The organism is Bradyrhizobium sp. 31Argb, from assembly GCF_043638955.1.
Taxonomy (GTDB): domain Bacteria; phylum Pseudomonadota; class Alphaproteobacteria; order Rhizobiales; family Xanthobacteraceae; genus Bradyrhizobium.
This window is the reverse complement of record NZ_JBEGDB010000080.1, coordinates 13648-29649: the sequence shown is the minus strand read 5'-3', so window position 1 is coordinate 29649 and position 16002 is coordinate 13648. Positions and strand designations below refer to the sequence as shown.

General features: G+C 62.7%; 12 protein-coding genes and 3 pseudogenes. 9 read left to right on the top strand and 6 right to left on the bottom strand.

Annotated elements, in window-relative coordinates:
- Positions 1–77: 77 nt before the first annotated feature.
- The 7 genes and pseudogenes from AAFX91_RS17645 to AAFX91_RS17615 all read left to right on the top strand — a co-directional run bounded on the left by AAFX91_RS17645 (position 78) and on the right by AAFX91_RS17615 (position 7175).
- Positions 78–248, top strand: a complete 171-nt coding sequence (locus AAFX91_RS17645; protein ID WP_394567273.1) for a hypothetical protein — start codon at positions 78–80, stop codon at positions 246–248.
- A gap of 15 nt (positions 249–263) precedes the next feature.
- Entirely contained in the window at positions 264–1469 is a 1206-nt protein-coding gene (locus tag AAFX91_RS17640; RefSeq protein ID WP_394567272.1) for an MFS transporter, read from the top strand.
- 316 nt (positions 1470–1785) lie between these two features.
- Complete coding sequence (locus AAFX91_RS17635; protein WP_394567271.1) at positions 1786–2790, top strand: ABC transporter substrate-binding protein; 1005 nt, start codon at positions 1786–1788, stop codon at positions 2788–2790.
- A gap of 277 nt (positions 2791–3067) precedes the next feature.
- On the top strand, positions 3068–3355 hold the full coding sequence (gene groES, locus AAFX91_RS17630; protein WP_282528518.1) for a co-chaperone GroES: 288 nt from the start codon (positions 3068–3070) through the stop codon (positions 3353–3355).
- A gap of 106 nt (positions 3356–3461) precedes the next feature.
- A pseudogene (groL, locus tag AAFX91_RS17625) lies at positions 3462–5089 on the top strand (chaperonin GroEL).
- A 170-nt stretch (positions 5090–5259) separates the two neighbouring features.
- Positions 5260–6102 carry a MetQ/NlpA family ABC transporter substrate-binding protein gene (locus AAFX91_RS17620; RefSeq protein ID WP_394567270.1) on the top strand — a complete coding sequence of 281 codons (843 nt, stop codon included), beginning with the start codon at positions 5260–5262 and terminating at the stop codon, positions 6100–6102.
- A gap of 21 nt (positions 6103–6123) precedes the next feature.
- A pseudogene (locus AAFX91_RS17615) lies at positions 6124–7175 on the top strand (LLM class flavin-dependent oxidoreductase).
- Between the two features lie 13 nt (positions 7176–7188).
- Here AAFX91_RS17615 and AAFX91_RS17610 read toward each other — a convergent pair.
- The 3 genes from AAFX91_RS17610 to AAFX91_RS17600 form a co-directional block, all read right to left on the bottom strand.
- Positions 7189–8004, bottom strand: a complete 816-nt coding sequence (locus AAFX91_RS17610; RefSeq protein WP_394567269.1) for a MetQ/NlpA family ABC transporter substrate-binding protein — start codon at positions 8002–8004, stop codon at positions 7189–7191.
- Between the two features lie 82 nt (positions 8005–8086).
- Positions 8087–9430, bottom strand: coding sequence for an LLM class flavin-dependent oxidoreductase (locus tag AAFX91_RS17605; protein WP_394567268.1), 1344 nt, complete (start codon positions 9428–9430; stop codon positions 8087–8089).
- Positions 9431–9452: 22 nt separating this feature from the next.
- Positions 9453–10280: a class I SAM-dependent methyltransferase gene (locus tag AAFX91_RS17600; RefSeq protein ID WP_394567267.1), complete on the bottom strand. Its 828-nt coding sequence runs from the start codon at positions 10278–10280 to the stop codon at positions 9453–9455.
- A 466-nt stretch (positions 10281–10746) separates the two neighbouring features.
- Here AAFX91_RS17600 and AAFX91_RS17595 point away from each other — a divergent pair, with 466 nt between their 5' ends.
- Positions 10747–12141 carry an NAD(P)-binding domain-containing protein gene (locus tag AAFX91_RS17595; protein WP_394567266.1) on the top strand — a complete coding sequence of 465 codons (1395 nt, stop codon included), beginning with the start codon at positions 10747–10749 and terminating at the stop codon, positions 12139–12141.
- Between the two features lie 11 nt (positions 12142–12152).
- A pseudogene (locus tag AAFX91_RS17590) lies at positions 12153–13082 on the top strand (TauD/TfdA dioxygenase family protein).
- 286 nt (positions 13083–13368) lie between these two features.
- Here AAFX91_RS17590 and AAFX91_RS17585 read toward each other — a convergent pair.
- From AAFX91_RS17585 to AAFX91_RS17575, 3 genes are read right to left on the bottom strand one after another with little or no spacing between them, the layout of a single operon-like run.
- Positions 13369–14124 (bottom strand): ABC transporter ATP-binding protein, encoded by a 756-nt coding sequence (locus AAFX91_RS17585; protein ID WP_394567265.1) that lies wholly within the window; start codon positions 14122–14124, stop codon positions 13369–13371.
- Complete coding sequence (locus AAFX91_RS17580; RefSeq protein ID WP_394567264.1) at positions 14112–14864, bottom strand: ABC transporter permease; 753 nt, start codon at positions 14862–14864, stop codon at positions 14112–14114. Before AAFX91_RS17580 ends, AAFX91_RS17585 begins: the two co-directional genes overlap by 13 nt.
- Positions 14865–14898: 34 nt before the next feature.
- Positions 14899–15915 carry an ABC transporter substrate-binding protein gene (locus AAFX91_RS17575; RefSeq protein ID WP_394567263.1) on the bottom strand — a complete coding sequence of 339 codons (1017 nt, stop codon included), beginning with the start codon at positions 15913–15915 and terminating at the stop codon, positions 14899–14901.
- Between the last annotated feature and the right edge of the window lie 87 nt (positions 15916–16002).

Sequence of the window (16002 nt, the reverse complement as noted above, 5' to 3'; positions counted from 1 at the left end):
GACACCGATCCGATTCGGTGTCGCCGCCCCAATCCTGACGGTCAGTTCTCCGGTAACATTCTTGATGAGGCAATGCGATGGCCGCGGGGCCGGGCATCGGTGGCCTCATCATCGCTGGTCGCGAACGGTTCGAAATGGACCTTGTGATGCTCGGCATCGTCGTGGTCGGCACGGTCGGATTCGCGATCGACCGCAGCGCGACCTGGCTGGAGCGGCTCGTCATTCCTTGGCGCGCCCTTGGCAATTAGACCCATACGTTCGGAATGCGGGTGCTAATGTTCGATAGAACAACGACCGGTGTCCTATTGGTGCTTTCCGTCACGCAACTCATCGGCTGGGGAACAATAGGGCTTCCTGCGATCGTTGGTACACAAGTCGCCGTTGACCTGCATATGAATATCTCGGCCGTGTTTGCCGGCACGTCGGTCCTGTACGTCGCGATGGGGCTATGCGCCCCCTCGCTCGGAAGGGTGTTCGTCCAATTTGGCGCGCGGCATGTCATGATGGTCGGCACGGTCGTGGCTGCACTGGGCTTTGGCGTGCTGTCAGTCTCGCATAAGCCGGCGTTCTATTTCGCCGGCTGGATGATTCTCGGCATGGCCGGCAGTGCGACGCTCACTACAGGTGCCTACATCATGCTCAATGAAGTCGCTGGCCGAAGCGCAAAAAGCGCAATCGGCGCTCTCATGCTGGTGACGGGCCTCTCCAGCAGCATTTTCTGGCCGACCACTTCGCTCCTTGCTGCGCTGGCAGGCTGGCGCGGAACGTGCGTCATCTATGCTGCCACGATGATCGTGGTTTGTCTTCCGTTGTACGCGTGGGGCATGCCACGTCGAAAGAGAATTGAAGACGAAGGCGCGCGGGCAACGATCCGAACGAACGCGCCGCGAGTTCCGAAGAGCACATTCTATCTGATGGTTTCCGCGATCGCGCTGAATGCTTTCGTGACATTCGGCCTTGGTGCCGTGATGATCGAACTGCTGAAAGCCGAGGGGCTTTCGCCATCAGAAGCCGTCGCCTTTGGCTCGATGCTGGGCGTGGTTCAGGTGAGTGCTCGCGCCATCGATTTCCTCGGCCGCGGGCGATGGGACGGAATCACGACCGGCCTTGTCGCTGCCGCGGCGCTTCTTGTTGCGATGCTAATTCTGATGATCAGTGGCGGATCTTATCGGACGGTCGCGATATTCATCCTGCTCTGCGGCGCGGGCAGCGGAACGCTGATTGTAGCGCGTGCGACGATACCCCTTGTATTCTACGACAAGTCGGAATTTGCAAAGGCGACCTCTCGTATCGCCTTACCGCTGAATCTCGCCTCTGCCGTCTCTCCTCCACTTCTTGCCGATTTACTCGTGCGCTTCGGAAGCCATGGGTTGCTCGGACTTGTTGCGCTCTGTTCATGCGGCATGTTTCTGCTCCTGGCTCTGCTCGGCCGCCGTCGTCCCGGTATTGCGACTGTTGCCGTGCGGTAGCGCATGTAGACCTCGAGCGGTCGGCGTGTTGCCCCAGTCGCGAGACAAATTTCCGATCGCCGCCTTACGGCGACATGAACTCTCTACGTCTGTGCTGGAATTTGAGATGGACAGAAGCAAGGAGCGGAGCGAGCATTCTTGCTCTCGCCGCGCCGATGTTTCTGCTGCCGAGTCGGCGCGCAACATCAGCGGGATGGCGCAGCAAGACAGGGAGATCGCGCGATGACATCAGATCAGGATCGACCGGCGTCGCCGTCACGGCGGAATCTACTCGCGTTGGCGGGGGCTCGTCGGCGTCGGCGCTCCGCTCGGATTGATGCAGGCCGCACGAGCCCTGCCGGCGTTTGGCCGCGGTCTGGCGCCTCTGGGTGACCCACTGATCTGCCGCACCAGCGATAGCGGAGAGCAGGCGAAGGGACCGCCGCGACACATCCGCTTCGCCTATAACGGCACCGGTATCTGCACAGCGGCAGTCCCGGTTGCGTTGCATCGCGGCTATTTCGCCCGTTACAATATCGACGTCGAATTCCTTCAGCTTGCCGGCAATACCGACCAGATGCTGCAGGCGCTCGCCACCGACAAGGCCGATGCGGGCTCCAGCATGCTGCTGAACTGGCTGAAGCCGTTGGAGCAGGGCATCGACGTGAAGCTCACCACAGGTCTGCATGGCGGCTGCACCCGGCTGTTCGCAGCCAAGGAGTCGAGCGTCAAGGACATCAAGAGCCTGAAAGGCAAGACCATTGGCGTCTCCAGCATTTCCGGACCGCCGCGCAACTTCTTTGCCATCCTCCTGTCCGACAATGGGCTTGACCCGCAGACTGATGTTCAGTGGCGCGAATTCCCCGCGGACCTGTTGCTGGTTGCCTTGCAACGGGGCGAGGTGGATGCCATCGCCGATTCCGATCCGAACGCATGGCTGACCGAGCGGCGCGGCAACGGCAGCATTGTCGAGATCGCCTCCAATCTGAGCGGGGACTATGCCGATCTGTCCTGCTGCACCCTCGGCGTCCGCTCTTCGCTCTGGGCCGCAGATCCCGCCGCCGTTGCGGCACTGACACATGCCATCCGCGACGCCGCACACCATGTCGCTGAACAGCCCGACGACGCCGCGGAGGTGTTCTCGAAATACACGCCGAAAGTCGCGGTCGCCGATCTCGCCGCGGTGCTGCGCAGTCACACCCACAGCCATCATCCGGCCGGCGAGGCGTTGCGACGCGAAGTCGTGAAGATCACCGGGGATCTCAAGCGGGCATCGATCATCAAGCCGGGCACCGATCCTGTGAAGCTTGCCAGGCGCGTTGTCGTCGACATCGCAGCCTGAGAGTTCCCGTCGCCGGCTTATATTTCGTTGACCGTTGCGCCTGCTCGCTGAAGTCACCACCGTGGCAGCAGGACGAAGCGGCGCGCCCAAAATACGTCAGCCGAAATTGTTTCAAGGGACGCGTTCAGTCTGGCAGAAATTGTCTACGTACGCGATGGAATTTGACATGGACACCAGATTGTCCCCGCCATAGCTTTTTCGTCACTGCATTTGTTCGCCGTGCATCGACAGCGCGGATGAACATTCGAGAGACCGTTCGTTCGAAGAGAGCATTCTGATGAGTTTTCGTCCCCTGCATGATCGCGTCGTGATCCGGCGTATCGAAGAGAGCAACAAGACCAAGGGTGGAATTATCATCCCGGACACGGCGAAGGAGAAGCCGCAGGAGGGAGAGGTCGTCGCGGTGGGCAGCGGCTCGCGCGACGAGACCGGCAAACTTCAGCCGCTCGACGTGAAGAAGGGCGACCGCGTGCTGTTCGGCAAGTGGTCGGGCACCGAGGTGAAGATCAACGGCGAGGATCTCCTGATCGCCAAGGAATCGGACATCCTCGGGATCATCGCCTGAGAATGATTATCGCCGCATTCCGCGAGCAGACGAGCCTGCACGGCAGGCATCTCCGGCGGCGGATGCAGGCAAACTTTGCAACAATTGCTACGAGGAGCATCGTTTAATGGCTGCCAAGGATGTCAAATTCTCCGCCGATGCGCGTGAACGCCTGCTGCGCGGCGTCGACGTGCTCGCCAATGCCGTCAAGGTGACGTTAGGACCGAAGGGCCGCAACGTCGTAATCGAAAAAGCGTTCGGGGCACCGCGCATCACCAAGGACGGCGTCACCGTCGCCAAGGAGATCGAGCTGGAGGACAAATACGAGAATATCGGTGCCCAGCTTGTGCGCGAGGTTGCTTCCAAGACCAACGATCTGGCCGGAGACGGCACGACGACGGCGACGGTGCTGGCGCAGTCGATCGTGCGCGAGGGCGCCAAGGCTGTCGCCGCGAGCCTCAACCCGCTCGATCTGAAGCGAGGCATCGATCTCGCCGCAGCCGAAGCGATCAAGGACATCGAGAAACGGGCGAGGAAGCTGCAATCGTCGGAAGAGGTGGCCCAGGTCGGCACCATCTCCGCCAATGGCGGTACGGCGATCGGAAAGATCATCGCGACCGCAGTCAAGAAAGTCGGCAATGACGGCGTGATCACGGTGGAGGAAGCAAAGAGCCTGGATACCGAGCTCGACGTCGTCGAAGGGCTGCAATTCGATCGCGGATATCTGTCGCCTTATTTCGTAACGAACGCCGATAAACTGCTCGTCGAGTTCGAGGACCCCTATATCCTGATCCACGAGGCGAAGCTGAGCTCGCTTCACCCCTTGCTGCCAGTGCTCGAAGCCGTGGCGCAAACAGGTAAGCCGCTCCTGATCGTCGCCGAGGATGTCGAGGGTGAGGCGCTCGCAACCTTGGTGGTCAACAAGCTGCGCGGCGGCCTGCGGGTCGCTGCCGTGAAGGCGCCTGGCTTTGGTGATCGCCGCAAGGCGTTGCTGGAGGACATCGCGATCCTGACGGCTGGTCAGACGATCTCCGAAGAGCTCGGGATCAAGCTCGAGAATGTGACGCTGTCCCAGCTCGGCCGTGCCAAGCGCATCCGGATCGACAAGGAGAACACCACGGTCGTGGGCGGGGCCGGAAAGCGTAAGGACATCGACAGCCGCATCGCGCAGATCAGGACACAGATCGAGGAGACGACCTCGGACTATGATCGGGAGAAGCTGCAGGAGCGCCTGGCGAAGCTGTCCGGCGGGGTTGCCGTCATCAGGGTCGGCGGCGCGACGGAGATCGAGGTCAAGGAGAAGAAGGATCGCGTCGACGACGCGCTCAACGCCACCAGGGCGGCGATCGCCGAAGGCATCGTGCCCGGCGGGGGCGTCGCGCTGTTGCGTGCCAAATCCGCCGTCAGCAAGCTCACGCACACCAATCCTGACGTGCAGGCCGGTATATCAACATCGTGCTGCGCGCGTTGGAGGCTCCGATCCGCCAGATCGCCGAGAACGCCGGTGTCGAAGGTTCGATCGTGGTGGGAAAGATCCTGGAGCACAGGTCGCCAACCTTCGGCTTCGACGCGCAGGCCGAGCAATATGTCGATCTGTTCGAAGCAGGGATTGTGGATCCGGCCAAGGTCGTGCGCACGGCGCTCCAGGACGCGGCTTCGGTCGGCGCCTTGATCGTGACGACGGAAGCACTCGTCGCTGAACTGCCCAAGGACAAGCCGGCGTTTCCTCCTCCGGGGGGAGGGGGAGAGTTCTGAGTGGACGAACTGGCGCCGCGCATCGCTGGTTGATCGTCGTCTCGGAACCAACTGACTGTCGCGTGGGCGCGCCGGCGATATTTCGTCCCGCCGCTCATGCGACAGCCTTTATTGCAGAGGCCGCCCGTAACCCCATCAGGAGGTCGTATTTCAAGGAAACCTGGTCGAGCATGGCTGACCCCACAATCGTCGCTGCGAAACACCGCCGCTCAAAGCAGGGCACGGCAATCCGTCACGTCCTCTTCGGGGTGCTGGCGATTGCCATCGCCGCAGGCAGCGCGATCGCGGTCGCCGACGACAGGCCGCTGCGGATCGGCCTTGCCACGAGCATCTCGAACCAGGCCGCGGAGATCGCCGCAAAGGAGGCGAAGGCGCAGGGACTCGATATACAACTGATCGAGTTCAATGACTGGAATACCCCCAACCGCGCAGTCGCCGAGCGGGAGCTCGAAGCGAACCTATTCCAGCACGTGGCGTTCCTTGAGTTCACCATCTCGCAGAAGGGATATGCGCTGATTCCGGTCGGCGTCGCCTTCAGCACGCCGTTCGGCCTCTATTCCAAGAAGTACAAATCGCTCCAGGAGCTTCCGGATAACGCCCGCATCGCGATCTCCAGTGACGCCGTCAACACCGGCCGCGCCTTGCTGCTGCTGCGCCAAGCGGGTCTGATCGAGCTGAAGCCCGGAGCAGATCATCGCGCCAAGCTGGAAGACATTGCGGCGTACCGCAAGCCGCTGAAGCTCGTCCAGCTTGAAGGTCCGCAGATCGCCCGCTCCCTCGAGGAGGTGGATGCTGCAGCGACCTATCCCATCTTCGCGAAGCTCGCCGGACTTGATCCTGCCGTCGGTCTGGTGTTCGAGAACGACCCGATCTACGCCTTCCAGTTCGTTACCCGGCCGGAGCTGAAGGACGATGAACGGTTGAAGCGCTTCATTGCAATTTACCGGCATTCAGACGCAGTCAAAGCCAAGCTGCGCGAACTCTACGGCACACTCGTCAGCTTTCCGGGCTGATCTCCAGGGAAAGCAAATCCAATGGCGTCACCTCTGCGATTTGGAATTTGGGCCTTGACCCATGGAAGTTGGGCGTCGCGCCACCACCCCCTCGATCCTCCGGATGCGTCCTGGGAACGCAACCGCCGCCACAGACCGAAGCGCTCGGGTACGAATCGACATTGCTCGCCCAGCACGTCATTCATCCGAGCGGCGATGACCAGGATCTGCTCGAGAACTGGACCGGCGCCGCCGCGCTCGCGGCTCTCACCAGCAAGATCGAGCTGATTGCTGCTATCAAGCCGCTGCTGGTGCACCCGGTCGTGCTCGCAAAAATGGCGCTGCAGATTGAGAACATCAGCGGAGGTCGCTTCGGCATCAACCTCGTCAACGCATGGTACCGGCCGGAGCTTGAGCGCGCCGGCATCGGCTTTCCTGATCATGACGACCGCTATGCCTATGGCCGGGAATGGATCGAAGTCGTCGAGGGTCTGATCACGGGAAGGCGCATCGATTTCCACGGTCGTCATTTCAATGTGGAATCCTACCAGCTTCGTCCGGCCGACAAGTATCGAAGCCGGCCGACGATCTATCTCGGCGGCGAATCGGAGGCGGCGCGAGCGCTCGCTGCCGAATCCGCGGACGTCTATTTCATGAACGGGCAGCCGCTCGAAGATATCCGAGCCCTGATCCAGGACGTCGCCCACAGGCCCCGACGCGGCGCGCCGATCCGCTTCGGCATGTCTGCTTTCGTGGTCGCGCGCGAGACCGATGCCGAGGCGCAGGCCGAATTGGCAAATTTGTTCGCCATCTCCGAACAGGACAAGCCTGCGCGTGCGCGGCTGGTAGCTAACGCCGATCCAGAAGCTCAGATGTTCAAGACCGCGGCCAAGGAGGCGAGGGTCGGGACCAACGGCGGCACATCGGCCCGCCTGGTCGGAAGCTATGACGCTGTAGCAAGCCGGATACTCGACTTCCACGCCATCGGCGTTGAGCTCTTCATGCTGCAGTTCCAGCCCGTCGACGAAAACATGCGCAGCTTCGCCGAGCATGTGATTCCGCGCGTCCGTCGCCTGCAGGCGCGGGCGGCCTGAGAGAGCCGTCTCGTCACTTCAGATAGTCCGGCAGGGTGAAGCCGTCATAGAAGCGGTCGCTGCGGATCGCGGTCTTGAAGGTCTCCGACCTGTAGCCTGCGACGATATCCTGCGCCCATGCACTTTCTGCGTTGCCGCGCTTCACCGCAACGACGTTGATATAAGGCGTCGTCATCTTTTCTAGCGCGAAGGCGTTCGTCAGATTCAACCCGCTGTAGATCGCGAAATTGCCCTGGATGGCGGCGAAGTCCACATCGTCAAGAGCGCGGGGCGCCTGCGCGGCTTCCAGCGGTACGATCTTGATGCCGCCCGGATTCTTGATCACGTCGAGTTCGGTGACGTCGACCGGTTTGCTGTCGCGGATTTCGACGAGGCCGAGGTCGCGCAGGATCCACAGCGCACGCTGCAGGTTGACGGGGTCGTTGGGGACCGCCACCGTCGAGCCGGGCTTGATCGGCGTGCCGAGCGCATGCTTCTTGGAATAGAGGCCCATCGGGGGCGTCGGCACGTGTATGATGCCGACGAGATCGGTCTTCTGGCGTTCATTGTAGGAGTTCAGGAAGACGGTGTGCTGCATGACATTGGCATCGATCTCGCTCTTGAACACGGCGTTGTTGGCCTCGAGGCCGGTCGAGAATTCGAAATATTTGATGCGGTAGCCCTTCTTCTCGAGTTCCGGCTGAACGCCGGCCTTGAACTCGTCGATATAGGGGCCGGGCACAAAGCCGAGCTTGAGCTCAGTCTTGGCTGGCTCGGCGCGGGATGGGGCGCCTGCCAGCGCACCGATGATGAGAACGGCCGAAAGTAGCAGGAAACGAGGCACATTCATTGCAGTCTCGGAGAAGTTGTGATGCGTGGAGTGCACGAATGCCCGCGGAAGACGCGGGGCATAATCCGGAAAGATTAGGCGGTCATGCGATCGCCTGAATGCTGTCGGTGAACACGCTGCCGGGCCGGTTGAGGCCGTAATGGTCGCGCAATGTCTTGCCGGTGTACTCCTCGCGGAACAGGCCGCGCTTGCGCAGGATCGGCACGACCTGTTCAGCGAAGAAGTCGAAGCCGCCAGGCAGCCAAGGCGGCATGACGTTGAAGCCATCGGCCGCGCCGTTCTCGAACCAGGTCTGGATGTCGTCCGCGATCTTCTCCGGCGGCCCGGCGATCACCCAGTGACCGCGGGCCCCGGCCAGGCGCTGCACCAGTTGCCGGATGGTTGGTTTCTCGCGATCGACGATGTCGACCACAAGCTTGAAGCGGCTGGCGACGCCACGGGCGCTGTTCATATCGATCAGATGCCGCGGGAACGGCCCGTCGAGGTCGAAGCCGGAGAGATCGAGTCCGATCATCTGGCGCAGTTGGGTCAACGAATATTCCGGCTGGATGAGCTCGTTGAACTCGTCCTGCAGCCGATCGGCTTCGACTTGCGTTGAGGCGATGAACGGGCTGATGCCGGGCAGGATCTTGACCTGATCCGGCTGACGGTCGAAGGCGCGCGCCTGCCGCTTGATGTCCGCGTAGAACTCCTGCGCGCTCGCCAACGTCTGGTGCGCGGTGAAGATCGCCTCAGCAAAGCGTGCCGCGAAGGCGCGCCCGTCGTCAGACGAGCCGGCCTGCACGTAGACGGGCCGCCCCTGCGGTGGCCGCGAGATGTTGAGCGGTCCGCGGACGCGAAAATGCTTTCCAACGTGGTCGATGGTGTGCACCCTGTCGGTATCGGCGAAGACGCCGGAGACGGGATCATTGACGAGGGCATCGTCCTCCCAACTGTCCCAGAGCCTGGTGACGACGTCGAGGAACTCCTTAGCGCGTTCGTATCGCTCGTGATGCGGCGGGTGCTCCGGCAGCCCGAAATTCTGCGCCGCCTGCGGCACGCTGGTCGTGACGATGTTCCAGCCGGCGCGGCCGCGGCTGATATGGTCCAGCGAGGCAAACAGCCGCGCCAAATTGTAAGGCTCCGTGTAGGTTGTCGACGCGGTCGCGATCAGGCCGATGCGCTTGGTGACGGCGGCGATCGCCGACAGCCACGTGATCGGCTCCAGGCGGAAGCGCTGTGCGTAGCGGACGTTGTCGGCGAGCGCGGGCCCGTCGGCAAAGAAGATCGCATCGAATTTGTGCGCCTCGGCGCGCTGCGCCAATTCCTGGTAGTAGCTGATGTCGAGGATCCGTTCCGCGGCGGAGCCCTTGTAGCGCCAAGCGGCCTCGTGATGGCCGCCGGGATAGATGAAGAGATTGAGGGTTAGCTGACGTCGATCGCTCATGCCTGAAGCTTTCGGATGTTGTTCATGAATTGGACGATGGCGCCTTGCGCGCAAAGGCAAAGCGCAAATAGCGTTCGAGCCTCAACCCCTCGGGAATGCGATTGGCTTCGACCAACTCGGCGAACGCAGCGCGCACGCGGTCCCGTTCGGGTTTCGAGAAGCCGTCGAGGAAGTTGCCGAAGGCGCTCGCTTCCGACCATCTGAGAACCGAGTCTGCATCGCGATGCAGATCGATCAGCGATCGGAGGTCGCTGCGGTAATCGATAAAGCCGACGCTGGTTAACAGCGCCTTGAGCCCGTCATCGGTGACGCCGAGAACAGGATTCGATTCTCGATGCGCATCGCCAAGTCCGGCCTGGACGATTGCTGCACGAAGAAGCTGGCGCGACTGGTGCGGTCGCGAAGGATCCTGCACGTTGAGCCCGAGCCTCCCGCCGGGCTTCAGTACGCGGTGAATTTCCTGCAAGGCGCGGTCCTTGTCCGCGATCCAGTGCAACACGCTGTTGAGATAGACCGCATCGAACTCACCGTCGCCGAAACGGGCCAGATCCTCCGCGCGTCCGGTCTCGAAGGTCAGGTTGTCCGACTGCCGAAGCCGTGCAATCTCGATACGGTTTTCCAGCGGATCGATGCCGACGACACGGCCCTGCGGACCAACCAGGCCGGCGACGAACTCCGCGAGCCGACCAGTCCCGGCGCCGATATCGAGCACATGCTCGCCCGCCTTCAGTGCAAGCGGGCCGATCAGTAATTTGCCGTGATGGAATTGAACGACGCCGGCCTGTTCATAGGCGCGGGCAAGTTCGGGGGTATCCTGCTCAAGGCTGATGACGCCGCTCGGTTGCGACATTTCCGGACTGTCCATCGTAACTGCATTCGGCGCGCTCGAGCACGAACCCACCGTTTGTAAACTCTACGTCTTCGATCGCGAGTATGTCGATGAAATGAATTTGCATAGTTGCGTCGGTAGCAAGCATGAACCTTTTGGATTGTTCGCCTATCGGAGACGAGACCGTATGCCGCAACGGATATATCGACATGCGAAGCAATCGGCGTGACCTGCGCACATGCCGGTTGCAGCGACGAAGGCCAATTTTGATCGGGCGATGCACGCGTCGCGCGTCGCTGCAGCGCGATCGTCGCAAATCTTCCAGCGCCCGCATCGACGACGACGCGATCATTGCCCGTCCTCGCAAACAAAGCTGGTTTCATTTCATTGACTGAAGATCGGTCGCCCTTACGATTTGGTTGTAATCGCGAGGTTGATCAGCATGCCGCAATCCGATCCCGATAGCGTAGCCCGAGAAACCCTTCGCTTGATCGGACCCGATCCGCAAAATTGGGTGCCGGACCGCGACGGGATCGATCACAACGTCTTCGTTGTCGGCGGCGGACAATCGGGGACCGCCTTTGCATTTGCGCTCCGGCGTGCTGGGATCGGCAAGGTCTCCGTGATCGATGCGGCCGTGGAAAGCGGCAGCGTCGGCGTGTGGCGGACCAGCGCGCGCATGCACAAGCTGCGCACGCCAAAGAACCTGCCGGGGCCCGAGCTCGGGGTGCCTGGGCTCGGCTTTCAGGCGTGGTACGAAACACGCTACGGTGCGGCGGCCTATGAGGCTCTCGACCGGATTCCGCGCCTGGATCGGGCTGCCTATCTCGACTGGTATCGCAACATCCTCGGCGTCCCCGTTCGCTACGGCACGCGGCTGATCCGCATCGAGCCGCAGGCCGATCACTTGCGGCTTCATCTGGAAAAGGACGGTGCGCCGAGCATTGAGACCACGAGGAAGCTCGTGCTCGCGACTGGCTTCGTCAGCAATGGCGGTCCCGCCGTGCCTGACGTTGTGAAGCAGAAGCTGCCGAAGAACGCCTATGCCCATACCTCGGAGGTGATCGATTTCGAGTCTCTACGTGGAAAGGCGATTGCTGTGCTCGGCGGCGCGGCTTCGGCGTTCGACTCCGCAGCGGTAGCGCTGGAAGCGGGCGCCAGGGAAGTGCACCTGTTCGCGAGGCGCGAAGCACTCGCCGCGCTGCCGGTGATCCGCATCCGCGGCTATCCCGGCGCTTATGACAATTACAGTGCGCTGCCCGACGCCGTGCGATGGCAGCAGGCGGTCCGCTTCCGCCGCGCGGGCTCGACGCCGCCGCCGGATGCGATCACGCGCGCGGTGAAATTTCCGAACTTTCATTTGCATCTGGCCTCGCCCTGGATTTCCGCAAACCCCGCGGCAGCGGGGCTGGTGGTCGGTACGCCGAGCGGGGAATTCTCATTCGACTTCGCCATTGTGGCCACCGGCTATTCCGTCGACCTCGCCGCGCAGCCGGAGCTGCGCGACTTCGCGCACGAGATCCTGCGCTGGCGCGATCGCTTCGCGCCTCCCGACGATCAGCAGGATGAGACGCTGGTGGCCTATCCCTATCTCGGCGCAGGGCACGAGTACCTGGAGAAGGAGCCTGGCCGTGCGCCGTACCTGAAAGACATTCACGTGTTCAACCCGGCGGCTTTTGTCAGCTTCGGCGTGCCGGTCGGCGATGTCTTGAGCTTCAAGCGCGACATCCCGGCGATCGTGGCGCGCATCAGCCGCGACCTGTTCCTTGCCGATCTCGCGGCGCATGAGGAACGGATCAACGGTGCGATTGCGGAGGATTTCGCAGCCGATCTCTACGCACCTGCAGTCTGGCAATCGCCGCAGAATGTTGCGGCGGAATAGGAAGCACGACCATGGCTCAAACTGACCTCATCGACAACGTCATTCCGCGCGCGGACATCGTCAAGCGCGCGGCCCGTCTCGGCGCGGAGATCCGGAACATCAAGCTGTCGGGCGATTTGCCCGACCAGACGATCGCCGCGATCAACAACGTGCTGCTCGAGCACAAGGTGATCTTCTTCCGCGACCAGGATCATCTCGACGACGCCGAGCAGGAACGGTTCGCCGTTCGGCTCGGCAGACTGGTGCCGCATCCGACCATCGGCGCGGCCAAGGGCACGTCTTCGATCCTTGAATTGGACTCGGGCCGGGGAGGGGGACGCGCCGACCAATGGCACACCGACGTCACCTTCGTCGACGCCTATCCGAAGATCTCTGTGCTTCGCGGCGTGGTGATCCCACCCTATGGCGGCGATACGGTTTGGTCGAACACGGCCGCAGCCTATCTCGACCTGCCGCCGCCGCTGCAGCGGCTTGCCGACGAGCTCTGGGCGATCCACAGCAATGCCTATGACTACGCAGTGAAGTCGCGCGCCACCGAGGCGGACAAGAGGCACTTCGACGAAGTCTTCACCGGCACCGTCTACGAGACCGAACATCCGGTGGTTCGTATTCATCCTGAAACCGGCGAGCGGACGCCGGTGCTCGGCAATTTCGTGCAGCGGTTCGTCGGCTTGCCGAAATACGACGGCCAGAAGCTGTTCGATCTGTTCTAGTCGCACATCACCGCGCCGGAAAACACCGTGCGCTGGAGCTGGAAGGCCGGCGACGTCGCGATCTGGGATAACCGCGCGACGCAGCATTACGCGGTCAACGACTATGGCGACCAGCACCGTGTCGTCCGGCGCGCCACGATCGATGGCGAGATACCGGTCAGCATCGATGGCCGCCAGAGCGTGACACGTATCAAGGCCACCAAGCCGCAAGTCGCGAAGGCCGCGTAGCCATGTCAAGCATAGAGATGCTGATGCTGCTCGAACTGGCGCATGGCCGCCCGGCATCGCTGCGCAGCGAAGAACCTGCGCCCATGGTGCGCCGACTGCGCCGGCGCTTCCGCCGGCTGGTGGCCCTGCTGCGAAGGTCACGGCACTTTGGAGCGCAGCGTCCTCAGTTTCGTAGCCCGGGTGGAGCGTCGGCGTAACCCGGGTCCGTTCGCAAGTGTTGATGCAGACGTCCTGGCTTCCGCGTCCACTCCGCCCGGGCGACGGGCTTCAATTTGGAACGGTCAGCTCAGGCCGGATCCTCGTCCCCGAGGATGGCGCGCAGCCGGGCAATCAGCTCCCGGTTCGCCGGATCGTCGCGGCGGCGAGGCCGGGCAACGTCGATAGGAATGGACGCGGCGAGGCGTCCCGGTTTTCCGGTGATCGCGATCACATCGTCGGCGAGATAGACTGCTTCCGTGATCGAGTGGGTCACGAAGATGACGGTCTTGTGGGTGGCGGCATGGATGCGCACCAATTCGTCCTGCAGCGCTTCGCGGGTGAGGGCATCGACGGCGGCGAATGGCTCATCCATCAACAGGATGTCGGGATCGACCGCGAGCGCGCGCGCCAGCGCCACGCGCTGACGCTGTCCGCCGGACATCTCATGCGGATATCGCTTCTCGAAACCGGGCAGGCCGACCAGCGCGAGCGCAGCCCGCGCCATCTCGTGGCGCTCATGGGCGCTGACCTTGCCGTGCTCGAGGCCGAAGCCGACATTCGAAAGCACCGTGCGCCATGGCAATAGGCGTGCGTCCTGGAACACCAACGCGACCGGGAGCCTAAACCCTTCCGCGCGCGCATTCACGCTGGCCTCTCCGGCATTCGGCTGAAGCAGTCCGGCGATCACGCGCAACAGCGTCGACTTGCCCACGCCCGAGGGACCGAGCACGGCGACAAAACGGCCAGGCGCGATGTCAAGGTCGAGATCCCGAAGCACCTCCGTCCGCTCGCCATCGCGCGCGAACGTGAGGCCGACACCGCGCAGCGAGATTATCGCTTCCATCGCAGCACCCGTGATTGCAGCGCGATGAAGGAGGTGTCGATCAGCCCGTACAGCGCGGCCATCGTCGCCATGTAGATCACGACGACGTCGCTCGCCAGCAGGTTGGAAGCCTGCATCATGCGTTGGCCAAGACCGGGCACGCCAAAGATCTCGGAGGCGACGACCGCCATCCAGGCCTGCCCCAGCGCAGTCCGCAGGCCGACCAGGATGCCCGGCGCGGCGGCAGGCAGGATCACCTTGATCAGCTTTTGATCCGCGCGACCGAATCCGAACGCATCGGCCACTTCGATCAGGTCGCGGTCCACCGAGTGGACAGAGCCAAGGGCCGCGAAATAGCAGATCCAGAACACGCCGGTCGAGATGATGAAGATGGCCGCTGCCGGATCGATGCCGAACCACAGGATCGCGAACGGCACCCAGGCAAGCCCGGGGATGGGCCGCAGGATGCGTACGATCCAGGCGAGAAAGGATTCCAGAGTCTTCGACATGCCAGTGGCAACGCCGAGAGCGATGCCGAGCAGGCTGCCGATCGCAAGCCCTGCGAGGTAGTTGCGCAGGCTCGTCGTCAGCGCAGCGAACCAGATCCCGCTCGAAAGCTCGCGCCAGAACGCCCGCGGCAGCGCACTCGGTGGCGGCAGCACCGATGCCGGCACGACATGGAAGGCGGGCATCGCCTCCCACAGCGCGAGGAAGATGGCAAATCCCAGCGCGCCCAGCGTCAGCGATCGTATCCGTGTCACCGGCCCGCGTCCGTTACGTAAATGACAGACGTCGTTAATTGGCCGCGGCGCGGTTATAGACGTCGAAGGCGAACAACCCTTCGAGCGGCTCGGCCTTTTGCAGGGCGCCGATCTTCACCTGGTACTCCTGCAGTTGCCGCGTCGATTCCTCGATGCGGCGCGGATCGGACGTGAACTGGGTCTGCGGCGATTTCAGCGACTCCAACAGGATGTCATCAGGCACGAGGCCGTTGCCGAAGGCGGCGCCGACATGCTTCACGGCACGCTCGGGATGCTCCTTCAGAAGCGCGGTGGCGCGGATGACCGAGCGCACCAGGCCGTCGACGGCTTTGGGGTTCTTGTCGGCGAAGGGACCCATGACAGCAACGACGACGCCGGGGAAATTCGGGAACATGTCCTTGCCGGTCGCGATCAGCTTGATCGCCGGATTCTGCTTGCGAATGATGGAGAGCGCGGGCTCGCGCACCGAGCCGCCCTCGACCGCGCCGGTCGCGATCGCGCGCTGGGTCGCGTCGATGCCCATCTCGACGATCTGGACATCCGCCTTGTCAGCCTTCACGACCTCCCACAGCCAGTGCTGCAAGGCGGTGTTCGGGCCCGAGCCGATCGGCTGGGTCGCGAGCTTGACCGGGCGGCCGTTCTTCTCGCGGAAGGCCTTGAACGCCGCGGCGGGATTCTTGCCCTCGATCTGCGGAGAAAACGCGGCGCTGGTCGCAAATCCCATCTCTTCGACCACGGTTGCGGCGACGATGCGTACATCGATGCCCTTCGATCGGGCGACCAGCAGCGGCGCAAGGCCGGCAACATAGACGTCGAGCGTGCTGGACTGCAGCGCCTGGATCATGTTCGGACCGGATTCGAATGTACTCGTGGTCAGCGTCAATCCGGCTTGCTTGATCCAGCCCTCGCCGTCGGCGACGAAGATCTGTGCTGCGCCCATCACCGGGATGAAGCCGACCCGCAGCGGTTGCTGAGCCTGGGCGGAAGCCGACAGACCGAGTGCGATCCCGACCGCCGTCAGGGCAGCAAACATGGTTGTTACGAGGCGCATCGTCATCCTTCCGAGCGATCAGGGGAAATGTGGCCGCAACGTCTCTTTTCGAGAACGTTTGGTCCATCACGTTATTCGGGTCTTGTC